General features: G+C 39.8%; 12 protein-coding genes. 1 reads left to right on the top strand and 11 read right to left on the bottom strand.

Annotated features, from left to right (window positions below):
• Window positions 1-5: 5 nt before the first annotated feature.
• From J0A69_RS18215 to trxA, 10 genes are all read right to left on the bottom strand, one after another.
• Window positions 6-1,199, bottom strand: a complete 1,194-nt coding sequence (locus tag J0A69_RS18215; protein ID WP_206588054.1) for a DEAD/DEAH box helicase — start codon at window positions 1,197-1,199, stop codon at window positions 6-8.
• Window positions 1,200-1,203: 4 nt separating this feature from the next.
• On the bottom strand, window positions 1,204-2,142 hold the full coding sequence (locus J0A69_RS18220; protein WP_236032996.1) for a fatty acid desaturase family protein: 939 nt from the start codon (window positions 2,140-2,142) through the stop codon (window positions 1,204-1,206).
• A gap of 496 nt (window positions 2,143-2,638) precedes the next feature.
• Window positions 2,639-3,991, bottom strand: coding sequence for a hypothetical protein (locus tag J0A69_RS18225; RefSeq protein ID WP_206588056.1), 1,353 nt, complete (start codon window positions 3,989-3,991; stop codon window positions 2,639-2,641).
• Complete coding sequence (locus J0A69_RS18230; RefSeq protein ID WP_206588057.1) at window positions 3,988-5,046, bottom strand: c-type cytochrome; 1,059 nt, start codon at window positions 5,044-5,046, stop codon at window positions 3,988-3,990. The genes J0A69_RS18225 and J0A69_RS18230 overlap by 4 nt, the downstream gene beginning before the upstream one ends.
• Window positions 5,047-5,130: 84 nt before the next feature.
• On the bottom strand, window positions 5,131-5,847 hold the full coding sequence (locus tag J0A69_RS18235; protein WP_206588058.1) for an acyl-[acyl-carrier-protein] thioesterase: 717 nt from the start codon (window positions 5,845-5,847) through the stop codon (window positions 5,131-5,133).
• The gene (locus J0A69_RS18240; protein WP_206588059.1) at window positions 5,844-7,016 is read right to left on the bottom strand and encodes an MFS transporter; all 1,173 of its coding nucleotides are present in this window, start codon (window positions 7,014-7,016) and stop codon (window positions 5,844-5,846) included. Before J0A69_RS18240 ends, J0A69_RS18235 begins: the two co-directional genes overlap by 4 nt.
• A 249-nt stretch (window positions 7,017-7,265) precedes the next feature.
• On the bottom strand, window positions 7,266-7,751 hold the full coding sequence (locus tag J0A69_RS18245; RefSeq protein ID WP_206588060.1) for a DUF6691 family protein: 486 nt from the start codon (window positions 7,749-7,751) through the stop codon (window positions 7,266-7,268).
• An 11-nt stretch (window positions 7,752-7,762) separates the two neighbouring features.
• Window positions 7,763-8,344, bottom strand: coding sequence for a YeeE/YedE family protein (locus J0A69_RS18250; RefSeq protein ID WP_206588061.1), 582 nt, complete (start codon window positions 8,342-8,344; stop codon window positions 7,763-7,765).
• A 118-nt stretch (window positions 8,345-8,462) separates the two neighbouring features.
• Entirely contained in the window at window positions 8,463-9,884 is a 1,422-nt protein-coding gene (locus J0A69_RS18255) for an MBL fold metallo-hydrolase (protein WP_206588062.1), read from the bottom strand.
• A gap of 86 nt (window positions 9,885-9,970) precedes the next feature.
• On the bottom strand, window positions 9,971-10,291 hold the full coding sequence (gene trxA / locus J0A69_RS18260) for a thioredoxin (RefSeq protein ID WP_206588063.1): 321 nt from the start codon (window positions 10,289-10,291) through the stop codon (window positions 9,971-9,973).
• A gap of 167 nt (window positions 10,292-10,458) precedes the next feature.
• Here trxA and J0A69_RS18265 point away from each other — a divergent pair, with 167 nt between their 5' ends.
• Window positions 10,459-13,443, top strand: a complete 2,985-nt coding sequence (locus J0A69_RS18265; RefSeq protein WP_206588064.1) for a glycosyltransferase family 117 protein — start codon at window positions 10,459-10,461, stop codon at window positions 13,441-13,443.
• Window positions 13,444-13,466: 23 nt separating this feature from the next.
• Here J0A69_RS18265 and J0A69_RS18270 read toward each other — a convergent pair whose 3' ends face one another.
• A complete protein-coding gene (locus J0A69_RS18270) occupies window positions 13,467-14,243 on the bottom strand; it encodes a class I SAM-dependent methyltransferase (protein ID WP_206588065.1) in 777 nt (258 codons plus the stop codon).
• Between the last annotated feature and the right edge of the window lie 15 nt (window positions 14,244-14,258).

A 14,258-nucleotide genomic window follows, 5' to 3' on the forward strand; every position in this document is an offset into this window, starting at 1 on the left:
TTAGTTTAGTTGACAAATGTGATGGCATGACCCGTCTTACCTGCCCTGCCAGTCCTTCCGATTCTGTGTATATAGCTATCCATAGTCATGGGCAGCTGATAGTTGATCACATGGGATACATCAGCCACGTCTATACCTCTGGCAGCTACGTCAGTTGCTACCAGTACTCTGGTTTGACCAGATTTGAATTGCTCAATGGTTTTATTTCTAAAATTCTGAGACTTATTTCCATGAATCAATCCTGATTTTACTCCGGATTCATTTAGTTTTTTGCTGAGCTTATCTGCTAGTCTTTTGGTTTCGGTGAAAATGATCACCTTTTCCAAAGCCTTGTCTTTGAAAAGATCTGCCAGCATGATAAACTTATCTTTGCCTTCAGGAACACGAATGATCCCTTGTTCAATATTCTCGTTGGTGGTAACTCCAGAATTGATTTTTACCTCTACTGGATTATTGAGCAAGCTATTGATCAGATTTCTCTGAGTAGCTTCCAAAGTCGCCGAAAACAACATCGTTTGATTTCTTTGCGTCATGGCTCCTACCAATTTTTTCACATCATTGACAAATCCCATATCCAACATTCTATCAAACTCATCCAGCACCAAGGTTTTTACTTGGTTTAGCTTTAGAAGTCTTCTATCTGCCAGATCCAGTAGCCTTCCCGGAGTCCCTACAATCACATGTAGTTTCTTTGACAAAGCCTTCATGTCTGTGTTTATGTTCGTACCTCCAATAAAGGTGGCCGAATGTAGGTTCATGCCCTTGCTCAGGCTTTTAAACTCCTCTTCGATCTGCAATGCTAGTTCACGTGTAGGTGTGACGATCAATGCAGTGAATTGTCTTGTATCCTGAAGCGCATGCTCAATGATAGGAATCAAAAAAGCTCCAGTCTTACCTGAACCTGTATTTGAAATCCCCAAAAGATCTCTTCCATCCAATAAAGCAGCAACAGATTGTTCCTGGATATTGGTCATATTTTCATAGCCCTTTGCTTTCATGTTTTTCAAAATTCCCTGAGCCAAATTAAGGCTGGTGAAGGAGGTTTTGGACTGAAAACCTTGCTGTCCGGTAGGTCTGGCTTTTTTCACCAATAAGTTGGGGTCCAAAGTAGACTCCTTCTTTTTCTGGACTTGTCTAGGACCTCTGTTGGGTCTTGCGACAGGACTAGGGTTTGTATTTCTATTTCTTGTATTATACATTATTTCAAGCTTTTTGTGGCTCCAACTTCGGCGTATTACCGAGTATGTAGAGCATTTTAAAATGATCTAAAACAGCCATGAAAAAATTGGGCTTGGAATAATAAGGCACGTTAAATTCCTCCGCTGTGGCTTTTACGATCGGAGCAATGTCTTTATAATGTACGTGACAAATGTCTGGGAATAAATGATGCTCTACCTGGTAATTCAATCCACCGGCAAACCAAGTGATGATTCGCGAGTTTGGTGAAAAATTACAAGTAGTAGCTAATTGATGTAAGATTCTTTCGCCTTCTACCGTACCGTTTTCGTCAGCAACCGGGAAATTAACGTCCTCCACAATATGTGCAATCTGGAAAACCATCGTAATGATAAATCCAGTCACAAAGTGCATCGTGACATATCCCAATAAAATCATCCAAAATGGAAATGGAGCAAATAACAAAGGCAAACCTAAAATGAATGCGAAATAGACAACCTTCCAAGCGATAATTGTCCATAGCGTATTTCTGTAGCCATTCTCTCCTTTTACCAAACCCTTCTTATGATACCTTTTCAGACGGATAAAGTCTTTGGCAGTCACCCAAGAAAGCGTAGATAGAGAATAGAAAAACCAAGCATACAAGTGCTGGTATTTATGTAATTTATTTTGCTCTGCTTCAGGAGAGAATCTCAAAAAGAAAGGAGCATTGATATCGTCGTCATGCTCATGGATATTGGTATAACTATGATGCAGGACATTGTGCTGTATTCTCCATACCTCAGAACTGGCTCCAACCATATTTAGGGTATAGCTGACCATTTTATTTACAAATGGACTTTTGGAATAAGATCCATGACAAGCGTCATGCATCACACCCATACCGATGCCAGACATTCCAAAGGCAGACAGGATATAACATCCAAATAATTGCCATGTTTCAGTTACGAAACCGGAAATAATCAAGATTTGTGGGACGAAAAAGAGAGAAATTAGGATGACGGTCTTAAAAACCATTTCCTTGTTGGCATACTTTGATTTATTGGAATTTTTGAAATGTCCATAAACCCGAGATTTGAGGGCGACAGAGAAATCTGATAGATTTGATTCTGAGAATCTTATAGTTTTAATAGAGAACTGTTTTGGTTAATAATTGAGTGATACAGGTACTGTTTGGGAGGATTTTTACTGCAGGTTTTAATTCGAAAAATAGCCTTGGGCCATTGTTGAATTAAAAAAGTAGAAAAGGGAGAGAATTAAAACCTAGGTAATCGTAAGGGAAAACTCTTGAATTTGCTACTTAAGCAGGTTGATAATCAACGCTAACTTTACTTCAAGGATCAGGATGCTGTTGTTTATGTGAATTCCTGACTGGGTCAAAGGTCTGTCTATTAATCCGTAATTCCTAATTTGTTCCAAAATAGGTCTATACAGCCTTCATTTATTGATTGGAAATACTAATTTATTGAAATGGTCTCCAATTGACTATTCCATTGATATGTATCATTTCCACCTTATTATACCGCTGCCTTGGGCTAAGAGCCTCATTTCCTAAGGCTTCTTTGTTCATCAGAATGATATGAAAATCCAAATCCTTTCTGTTTTTAGGTTTGTATTTAAGACCTAAATTAATTTGCCTGTAGGAAGGGAAACCATACTTATTAGCTGCTGCATCAGCCAGATCAGGCAACCAATGAAAACCTATATGAAGGTATGGTCTTAGCCCAGTTTCCGGAATTTTATATTCAACATACCCTACTAGGGCATCAAGGCTTTCCATGCCTTCATTTCTCTCACGTGGTATAAATGTATACCAAGCATCTTTCCCCCATTCTCTTGGACTAAGCCATCGCCCTTGTCCGTCTAAATGTGTAAAGCTCAATGAAGTATTCCAATTATTGACTTCATATCCTAGTTTGCCGGAAAGAACCCAGTTTTGGTCTGAGGGATCTTTATAGCTGAGTTTTGGATCATCATTTCCACCATTCCCTACTCCAACCTGATAGCCGATCTGAATTCCAGAAAACCATTTTTTAGCTGGATTATCATTTGGCCAGACTTTCTCTAGTTTTCCCCAGAGTGTGTTTGAAATATTCTGGACAAATGTTTCAGATAAACTGATCTTTCCTAATTTCTCGGTTTGATAAGCCAACTCCATAATTCCTATCCAGTCACTTGAAGTGTTATTTCGGTAGAAAGAGCTCTCTCCTGTCACATCCCTTCCAACTGGAAATACTCCGATGGACTCACCTATTCCCAGCCATTTGGAAGATCCCCTGACACTCATGCGATTGATTCCCCAAAGCCCAATTTTCCATTTTGGGTTCGGATTTATCCAAGTATGAATTCCCTCCACATAAGTTGGTGACAATCTTCCATCCTGCCCATTGATCCAATCGGTTTCAATATCCATCCGACCGAGAGTCACTCCCCAAGTATCTTTTGAATAGGATAAACTCAACCTTTCAAGCTTCCCAAAAAACTTATCCTCTGGGTTTAATAAGTCAAACAATCCTACTTCGTAGCGATTATCTAAACCCGATAATGGATCTGGAGACGTAAGGTCCGAACTCCAAAGGTTTCCAAAAACTCGGTATCCGATCCTGAATTTCAACCTTTCGGCAAATGTGATCTGTGTCCCTAAATTCAAACTCGAACCTAGGGCAAAATCATTTTTAAAGTCAGTCGGATAGCTGGTGCTCATCCAAAATATACGAAAATGGATATCCGGTACTATTTCTAGCTTTTTTTCAGTTTCCTGAGCCATGGCGAGAAAAGGTAGTACCAGGAATAATCCTAGTAGTAGCTTTCTCATTTTAGTTTGGCTATAGCTTCTTGAATAGGTTTGAAAGGACCGAATTTGTGCTGCTCCTCAGAGAAACTATCGGCATATGGACCAAAGGGGTGATCCATTGGTTTTTTAGAGATATCAGGCCAGTCGTTTGGAAAATCCTTTTTCGGCCTATCCAGACTATTTACATAAGCCGCAACATCCCAAGCTTCCTCATCACTTAGAATGGGGTTTTCATAGGTTGCCCCAAAAGGCATGTTAGCTCTCACATATCCAGCAAACCTGGACATTCTGAAAAGACCAGCTCCTTGATTGTAACTATGGTCTCCCCAAAGTGGTGGATAAGTATATCCCGATCCATCAGGTTTTGGAAGACCTTGTCCATCAGCCATATGACAGACCACGCATTCCTGTTCATAGATAGTTTTACCTTTCACTGGGTCAGCGGCTCTATCCAGCAACGGTACTTCGTAGATCCCAGCTCCTTTTGGTTTTTCACCTTTGGGAACTCCTGTTCCTAGCCAGTTCATGTAAGCAACCATGGCAATCATTTCCTTACTATCAGCAGGAAGTGGATCGCCGTTGAGACTTCTTTCAAAACAGCCGTTGATTCTACTGACAACATCCTCTGATTTACCTGATCTTCCTCTGACTTTGGGATAAGTAGAGGCTACTGCAGAGTAGTTATTTCCCAAAGGAACCGTTCCTGCCTGAAGGTGGCAATTTTGACAGTTTAAGCCATTGGAGATCTTCTTAACTTTTCCGTTTGGGCCTAGATATTCGGCTGTATTGGCGATGAGTTCTTTTCCATATTTAATTGCATCTGCATCGGGAGATTCATCGACTTTACTCCAATCAGGAGCTTGCCACATACCAGCAGGATCCATTAAAGCAGTTGGCTTTGGAGTTTCTGGAATTGCAGAAACAAGAGGCGCATCTTCTTCCAAAGTAGGAAGTTGAACACCAGAAAAAGAGAAAAATAAGATGAATACGATGATCCCTACCAGAAAACTGGAAAGCACCAATAAACCACTGATTAATGTGATTAACTGTAGAAAGGGTTTTCCTAGCTGTTTCATATTGCTTTATCAAGCTACAAAAATGCTCCAAGAATGATTGAAAAGCTGTGACAAGAATCACATCTGCTGCTTGACTTACTAATATTAACTGGCAGAAGCCAAAAAAACGAGTTTTTCTCCGATTTTTCCTTGGAACAAAAATTCATTAAGGCTTTGAAACATTTCTAATTCAACCAAATCTCCAAGCCTACATTCCGCTTGGAAATTGATGAGGAACTGACTGAAATCAATGCCCTTTTCTCGAAGGATGTTTTCTACCCAAAGAATATAACTGGTATTGTTCACATGATCATAAAGATCCAAATCAGAATAGCGCACCCGAACCAATTCTTTAGCGATAAGCTCTCCCTGAATTTTAACTTTATCAGGTTGCCACTCGGGCCTTTCCAAGGGATCAAATAGATGTGCCGGCAAAACAACCTCTGGACGCATAGGTCTTTTGCTTTCAGTATTTAGCAAAAGGTAGGAAGACATACACTGTGCTAGGACTTTATCGTCTTCATCAGTAATTAAAAACTCACGAAAAGCAAATAGCTTCTCTACTCCTCTTCCTGCAGTAAAAACCTTCACTTTTTGACCCCAAGTGGGAAGATCAAAACAATGAAAATCCAACCTGGCAAGTACCCACATTTGTTGATTTTCCAGAAGGTTCCTTCCGAAATCCGCAGAATCTGCATGAGACCAGGAAGTTTCCTGAAAAAGATCCGCCAGACTAGTCAACCGGATTTTTCCATCGGGATGCACCTGAAATGATCCGATTTCAAAATCCTTTTCATGCTGAAAACTGGAGGAGTGGCTCATGAAGCTTTTACAGTTTTGACTTTCGGAGGTATTAAGAAAACTGCTTTTCTGAAACTGGACAGCAAAGTGATTCCTAAAGCACTTACTGCAACCATTGCAAATGATATTTTCAGGTTAAATAAATCGGCAATGAACCCGATCAAGGGAGGTCCCAGCAAAAAACCAAAAAAGGAAATAGTCGATACAATAGCCAATGCAACACTTGGAGTGTAAAGTTTCGATCTCCCAGCAATACTGTATGAAAGTGGAATAATTGATGCCACTCCAAAACCCACTAAGAAAAATCCGAAAGTTGCCATCGGAACTGTAGGAAATAAAACTGCTAAAGCCAAACCCGCAGAAATCAATAAACCACTTACTTGGATCACAGCAACTTTGGTATATCTCGCGGCGATTTTATCAGTGATAAATCTTCCGGAGGCCATGGTTCCCATAAAAGCCACATAGCCCAAAGCAATCAGGGAAGGGTCTGCCTGCACTACTTTTTTGAAATAAACTCCCGACCAGTCAAACATACATCCCTCGCACATCATACCTAGAAAAGCGATCAAACTGATCCGCATCAATAAGGCGTCTGGTTTTTTCAACACCATTCCACCTTCTTTAGATGTGGCTTTTTGTTTGATAATATATCGCTGGGCAGAAAGGATAATGATAAATGAAATGAACATTACTATTCCATAGTGGGCTGCTGGTGATAAACCTAGAAAAATCATTAAGGCCCCTATTCCTGCACCTGTAAAGCCTGCCATACTCCAAAGTCCATGAAAACTGGCTAGGATGCTCTTTCCCATTTCATCTTCCAAAGCCAAAGCCTGAGTATTCAGGGAAATATTCATGGTGTTTCCTAACATTCCATATAGCACCAAAACGGGCACCAATAACCAAGTGCTAGGTGCCAAGCCAATTAATGGCAAGGTCATCGCGTAGGCACATGCTCCGATCATGATCACAATTCTGCTTCCAAACTGGTGAACAGCCCAACCGGCAATTGGTAATCCAATTACGGAACCCATGGGTAAGAAGAGTAATAAAGTACCGAGTTGTCCTTCAGACAAATCAAATTTTGCCTGAATATCCGGTATTCTAGCAGCCCAGGAAGCAAAGCATAATCCTACGAAAAAGAAAAAGGCCCCTAAGGCCACTCTGCGTTTGGAAAGGATGTTCATGTAAGGATAGGTTGATAGGCTCCGAAATTTAGCAAGATTCGCTCAAAATGACTTCATTTTAAGAGAAAGGAGGCTGAAACTATTTTTGACCTTTGCTGTTATTCAATAAAATTTAGCCCATGGAATTTGTCATTGTAGGAAGCATAATCATCTGTATTATTTTTTTGATCCGATTTATTATCAGAAAGGTATTTGAATAAAAAAGCCGCTTTCCTTTACAGAAAACGGCTTTTCTATATTTAAGCATTTTTAATTCGGCAATTTGTCTGAAAACTTTCCATAAACCCATGTGCCTGCAATGGCTGAAAGTAGGGTGACAAAAACAACCGTAAATCCGCTTCCAATTTGAGCAAACAAAGGTCCAGGACAAGCTCCGGTAATTGCCCAACCTAAGCCGAAGATAAAACCTCCTATAATCTGACCTTTTCTAAATTCTTTATTTGGAATCTTTACAGTCTCACCTGAAATGGTTTTGATCCCGAATCGCTTGATGATCTGAATCGAAATAATTCCAGTGACAATTGCAGAACCGATTACTCCATACATATGGAAGGACTGCAGTCTGAACATCTCCTGAATTCTGAACCAGGAAATGATTTCAGCTTTGACAAATATGATCCCGAAGAGAATACCAATGATGATATACTTCACCAAAGCAAGGCCTTTCTCTATATTTTCCTGAGAGTTTGGTGCATCACAAACTTCAGCTTTTATATCTTTTTCTACTACTTGCATTTCCTATCAGTTTAAAATCCCACAAGTTTCATCAAAGGCTCCATCATAAGATGGGTCATCAAAAAGCCTCCCAACATAAAGAAGATAGTAGCCACTAGAGAAGGCCACTGAAGGGAGCTGATCCCCATAATCGCATGTCCCGAAGTACATCCTCCCGCATAGCGCGTTCCGAAACCTACCATAAAACCTCCAATCACAAAGAACAAAAGCCCTTTTGCTGTGAAGAGGTTAGACCATGTGAAAATATCAGAAGGCATTAATCCTGAGAAACTGCTGATGCCAATAGCATTTAGATCTGCTTTGGTTTGTTCTGCAATTACAATCTCATTTGGATTTGAGATAAATTGAGTGGCTAGAAATCCCCCAATCAATACTCCCAAAACAAACATGAGATTCCACATTTCCTTTTTCCAGTTGTAGGTGAAAAAAGGAATACCAGCCGGTACGCAGATGGCACAGGCATGACGCAAGGAAGAGGAGATCCCAAAGGTTTTATTCCCCACCAACAGCAAGGTCGGCACTGTTAGACCAATGAGCGGGCCTGCTACATACCATGGCCAAGGTTGGGTAATCCAGTCCATAAATTGATTCATATATTTCAGTTTTTTTAAAAGAACAAGTTAAAGGCACCTAATAAGAAGAAAAACGGCAAGTCTGAGACTTGCCATTTTTGGGATTAAGCAACTTTTCTCAATTTCAATTTACTCAAATTCAAAGCAAAGTAGTTGGACAAACGTAATCTGTAACTTTGAATTTTTCCGAATCTTTAATGGCTTTGAATCCGCCATTTATATCGATAAGGTTATCATATCCACGAGCTCTTAAGATTGAGTTGAATACCATGGATCGGTAGCCACCCGCACAATGCACATAATATGTTTTATCCTTATTTATTTTCAGCATGCTTTCATTGATGTAATCCAAAGGAGCATTCTCAGCATCAACAACATGTTCAGAGAGATATTCACTGTTTTTTCTCACATCAACAATGTTGATATCAGGATTCTCAGCTTGTCTTTTTGCAAGCTCTTCTGCTGAGATGGATTCGATCTGGTCGATTTCATGACCTGATTTCTTCCAGGCATCAATTCCTCCATCCAAGTATCCAATTGCATAATCATAGCCTACTCTTGCAAGTCTAGTAATTACTTCTTCTTCTCTTCCTTCATCAGCTACCACCAAGATCTCTTGTTTCAAGTCAGGAATCATAGCTCCAACCCACACCGCAAAGCTTCCATCGATTCCGATATTTACTGAGTTAGGAACAAATCCCTTTGCAAATACCTGAGGTGCTCTAGTATCCAAAATCAAGGCGCCAGTTTCATTTGCTGCTGCTTCAAATTGAGCTGGAGTCAAAGGCTTCACACCTCTTTCCAAAACTGAATCAATGCTATCATATCCTTGGATATTCATCATCACATTCTGAGGGAAATAAGCCGGAGGAGGAGTCAATCCTGTAATTACTTCTTTGATAAACTCTTCTTTGGTCATCTCCTGAAGTGCATAATTGGTCTTCTTTTGATTTCCAAGCGTATCTGAAGTCTCTTTGCTCATGTTTTTGCCACAGGCAGAACCAGCTCCGTGTGCAGGATAAACAATCAAATCATCTGGTAATGGCATGATCTTATTTCTCAAAGAGTCATACAAGTGACCAGCTAATTTTTCCTGAGTCAAATCTTTAACTACTTTTTGAGCCAAATCAGGTCTTCCTACATCCCCGATAAACAAGGTATCTCCTGTGAAAATTGCTTCTGGATTTCCTTCCTCATTATAAAGCAAGTAACAAGAACTCTCCATCGTATGACCCGGAGTGTGGATCACTTTTACTTTTGCTTTACCGATTTGGAATTCCTGACCATCTTCTGCTACGATCGCATCAAAACCCATTTTCATGGTTGTTGGACCGTAAATAATTGGGGCTCCGGTTTTAGCGGATAAATCCTGGTGACCAGAAACAAAGTCTGCATGGAAATGCGTTTCAAAAACATATTTGATTTTGGCATTTCTTCTCTCAGCTTTTTCAATGTATGGCTGAACCTCTCTTAACGGATCGATGACAGCTGCTTCTCCATCTGATTCAATGTAGTAAGCTCCTTGTGCTAGACAGCCTGTATAGATTTGCTCGATTTTCATATGATTCTATTTTTTATTCTTTTCTAAATTTGATTCAAAAGTAAACTGTGTCTGATGATTCCTAAATGACTTTTGTCACATTGGCATCAGGCATTACTCAGAATGTTTGATTGGATTGTCTGTACCAACTGATGCGCTGGAACCACTCCTGATTGTCTCCAAAGGATTTTGCCTTGTTGAAACAGGATCAAAGTTGGCACCCCTCTCACTTGAAATTTACTGGCAGCCAAAGGATTCTTATCTACATCCACTTTTAGAATTTTCACCTTGTCTCCTAATTGACGGGCAGTGTCTTCCAAAATTGGATGCATCATTTTGCATGGGCCACACCAAGTTGCAGTGAAATCTACCAAAACCGGTTGTTCTCCATTTATTAAATCCTGAAAACTTTTTGCTTGTCCACTCATAACTATGATATTTAAGTAACACAACAAAAGTACAGGTACATTCAGTTCTTTACAGTAATTTTTATCACAAAAGCTCTTTTCGCGTTTTGTTTAACTTTTAAAAAGTGCTAAAAAATCCTCAGTTGGCGATTATTTTTTTATTTTCGCCATTCTAATTTCCCGAATTAATGCTCAATTATAAGCAAATCAATAATTTAACTGGCTGGGTAGTTTTTGTTGTAGCTGCCATTGTATATATTCTGACTGCCGAACAAACCGCAAGTTTCTGGGATCCAGGAGAATTCATCGCGGTTTCTTATAAACTTCAGGTTCCTCACCCTCCAGGAGCTCCTTTCTTTTTGCTCGTTTACAGAATGTTCAGTTTCTTGGCTTTGGGCGATACATTAGAGGTTGCTTACTGGATGAACGTGGGTTCTGCCCTTTTCTCAGCCTTCACGATATTATTCCTTTTCTGGTCAATTACTCTTTTTGGAAGAAGACTTTACAAAATCGAAGAAGGACAAGAAAGCAAAGGTCAGGTAATCTCTTTGATGGGAGCTGGAATTGTAGGATCGCTTCTTTACACTTTTACGGATAGTTTCTGGTTCTCTGCAGTAGAAGCGGAAGTTTATGCCATGTCCTCATTCTTTACAGCAATCGTGATTTGGGCATTTTTGAAGTGGGATGTGATCAAGGATCCAAGAGAAGAGAACAAATACATGATTTTCATTGCCTATTTGGTGGGTCTTTCTATCGGTGTTCACTTGCTGAATTTGGTGACTCTTCCTGCTTTGGCACTGGTTTATTATTTTAAAAAATATCAAAAACCGAATCTCAAAGGAGCTATCATTGCCATGTTTGCTGGCGGATTAGCACTGATCATAATCAACAATTTCATCATTCCTGGCTTGCCTAGCTTGGCAGGATCAATGGAAATCTTCTTTGTCAATTCACTGGGATTGCCATTTGGATCAGGTATTATTTTCTTCTCAATTCTGTTTTTTTCGGCTTTATATTTTGCCTACAAATATTCCAGAAGCAAAGAAAATGCGACTTTAAATACAGCATTGCTTTCTTTGGTTTTCATTCTGATTGGATACAGTAGCTATGCATTGATTGTCATCCGTGCCAATCAAGACCCTATTATTAATGAAAATGCACCGAAAGACATTATTAGCTACGTTTCTTATCTAAAGCGTGAGCAATACGGATACAGACCTTTGCTTCATGGGCAGTATTTCACCGCGAAATTGGTAGATCAAGAAGAAGGTGATCCTGTCTACATGAAGGGAAAAGACAAGTATGAAATCGTGGATTATGAATTAAAGAACATCTACGAATCTTCAAAAACCACTATTCTTCCGAGGGTCTATTCCACACAGGAAAACCACAAACGGATCTATCGCCAAAAGCTGGGATTGAGAGAAGGTCAGGATCCTACATTTGGTGACAACCTTTATTTCATGTTCAGTCATCAACTTGGACAGATGTATTGGAGGTACTTTATGTGGAATTTCTCCGGAAGAGAAAGTGATTTCTCCGATGCTCCATGGATAGGAATTACAGATGCATTTTCTGATAAGTTCCCTGATTATATCAAGGAAAATAAAGGCCATAATAACTTCCTGATGCTTCCACTTTTGTTGGGAATCATCGGATTGTTTTTCCAGGCTAAGTATGATCCAAAATCTTTCTATGTCAATTTGATGCTATTCCTGATGATGGGAGTGGTTTTGGTACTCTACCTGAATTCCCCTCCGGTAGAGCCGAGAGAAAGGGATTATATCTACGTAGGTAGTTTCTATGCCTTTGCAATATGGATAGGCATGGGAGTCATGGGCATTGCTCATGCAATCGGAAAAATGAATAAAAATCTAGCGACGGCAGGTATAATAGCGACATTATTGACTTTGCCTGTTGTGGGATTAGTGGCCAGTCAAACTTGGGATGATCACAATAGACATGGAAGATTCTTCTCAGTAGATTCTGCCAGAAACTTCCTTGCTTCATGCGCACCGAATGCCATTCTATTTACAGGCGGTGATAATGATACTTTCCCACTTTGGTATGTACAAGAAGTGGAAGGCTTCAGAACGGATGTTCGAGTAATCGTATTGAGCTATTTCGACACCGATTGGTATGTACAGCAAATGACAAGGAATGTCAATGAATCTGAGTCTTTACCATTTAGCCTGTCTCCAGAGCGCTATCAAAAAGGAACAAATGATGTTCTTTATGTAACTGGAGATGACAAGCCAAATTCAGCTATTTCTGTAAGAGCTTATCTGAACCTTCTAAATGATGCCGATCCGAGATTGAATATTAATACCGGAGGAAAAAGTGTGGTCAACATGGTGCCTTCAAGAAACCTGATTTTGGATATTGATAGTGCTTCAGTGGCCAATAAGGATATTATCCCAAATGAGTTTACACCGCTATTTACTCCTCAAATCAACTTGAGAGTTAATGGTCAGTACATGACTAAAGGAACCTTGATGCTAGTAGATTTGATCACCACAAATAATTGGGAGCGTCCGATCTATTTCAACAACACATCCCTTTCCACTATCGGAATTGACTTAGAAAGTCATGTGGTAAATGAAGGTTTGACTTATCGTCTATTGCCTATTCAAAAGCCGGATTTTATCCGTGACGAATTAGTCAATGCTGACTTGGCTTATAAAAACTTCATGGAAAAATTTGCTTTCCGTGGCCTGGATGATCCAAATGCATACAAAGATGAGGAATATAGAAGATTTGTTTCAAACCACAGAAGTGCGCTGAACTCTATCGCGATTGCTTTATTGGATCAAAACAAAATGGATAAAGCAGCTGAGCTGTTGAATTATGGTCTGGAAGTGATGCCAAACGAGTCTATTCCTTACGATTTGTCCAGTGGACAATCAGTTCCTTTGTTTTTTGAGGTTGGAGAAGAGGAGAAGGCTCTGGACATCATCGACAAAGTCTCCAAGAAATCTTTGGACATGATAGAATTCTATACCAAAGAAGATAGAGATTACGATCGAGAAATGATGATTTCCATTGAAATGATCCGATATTTCATTCCACTCTTGGAAGAGCGTGGTTATCAGGAAAAAGCTGATGAATTGAGAACTCGACTGAGATTGTACATGGGTGAAGATGCCCTTCCAACCCAAATAGACAGAAGATAAAAAAAGCGGCTTAGGCCGCTTTTTTACTTTTTATGAAGGATATAAAATAAATCCAAACCAACTGCCGGATCATCAACGATGGGATAATCCTCATGGGTGATTTCAACTACATTATCTCTTTGTTGTTGATGCAGTTTATTTCTGTTTCTTCTGTTAAGGAATTCATAGGGCATTCTTAAAATCGATGCTGGCAATCTGTACTGCAAGTTGAAAATATCAAAGCGCATGATTTTTTGAACGGACTTTCGGTTGGCAGCATGGTAAGCCCATACTTTTTCATTCCCCCCTACACCTTTTGCCTCCACAGAATCAAAAATGGAATTGCAAAGATCTATCAACTGCTGAGGGGTATACTCCCGGATATGCCAGGGATTTCTGGAAAGGGTATGGGTAATATTTGGAGTAGAAATAATCGCTTTTCCACCTGGCTTTAAGACCCGGTAGATTTCCTCCAAAAATAATTTATCTTCTTTGATATGCTCGATAACCTGAAAGCTAACTACCGTGTCGAAAGAATTATCTTCCAAGCCCTTGAAAGGAGGAATAACTGCCTGTTCAAAATTCACCTGAGGGAATTTTGAACTCAGCATATCGATTACTTCTTGGATTTTATCAATCCCAAGATATCCTGTAGAATGAGGCAAAAGAATCTCCACTCCTCTCCCTTCTCCACAACCCACTTCCAATAATTTTCCTGAAATCCAAGGCTGAGCAGCAATGTATGCTTTTAGCAAACGTTGATGAATTGGATTGTCACTGATTAACTTGTCGGAGGCAATTTCCGTTGTATAGGTAGCCATACAAAATTTTACTAT

This window comes from Algoriphagus pacificus (assembly GCF_017254845.1).
Taxonomy (GTDB): Bacteria; Bacteroidota; Bacteroidia; order Cytophagales; family Cyclobacteriaceae; genus Algoriphagus; species Algoriphagus pacificus.

Coding starts and splice junctions, on each gene's coding strand:
- J0A69_RS18215 (WP_206588054.1), bottom strand. CDS start 1,199: ATGTATAATACAAGAAATAGAAATACAAACCCTAGTCCTGTCGCAAGA.
- J0A69_RS18225 (WP_206588056.1), bottom strand. CDS start 3,991: ATGAGAAAGCTACTACTAGGATTATTCCTGGTACTACCTTTTCTCGCC.
- J0A69_RS18230 (WP_206588057.1), bottom strand. CDS start 5,046: ATGAAACAGCTAGGAAAACCCTTTCTACAGTTAATCACATTAATCAGT.
- J0A69_RS18235 (WP_206588058.1), bottom strand. CDS start 5,847: ATGAGCCACTCCTCCAGTTTTCAGCATGAAAAGGATTTTGAAATCGGA.
- J0A69_RS18240 (WP_206588059.1), bottom strand. CDS start 7,016: ATGAACATCCTTTCCAAACGCAGAGTGGCCTTAGGGGCCTTTTTCTTT.
- J0A69_RS18245 (WP_206588060.1), bottom strand. CDS start 7,751: ATGCAAGTAGTAGAAAAAGATATAAAAGCTGAAGTTTGTGATGCACCA.
- J0A69_RS18250 (WP_206588061.1), bottom strand. CDS start 8,344: ATGAATCAATTTATGGACTGGATTACCCAACCTTGGCCATGGTATGTA.
- J0A69_RS18255 (WP_206588062.1), bottom strand. CDS start 9,884: ATGAAAATCGAGCAAATCTATACAGGCTGTCTAGCACAAGGAGCTTAC.
- trxA (WP_206588063.1), bottom strand. CDS start 10,291: ATGAGTGGACAAGCAAAAAGTTTTCAGGATTTAATAAATGGAGAACAA.
- J0A69_RS18265 (WP_206588064.1), top strand. CDS start 10,459: ATGCTCAATTATAAGCAAATCAATAATTTAACTGGCTGGGTAGTTTTT.
- J0A69_RS18270 (WP_206588065.1), bottom strand. CDS start 14,243: ATGGCTACCTATACAACGGAAATTGCCTCCGACAAGTTAATCAGTGAC.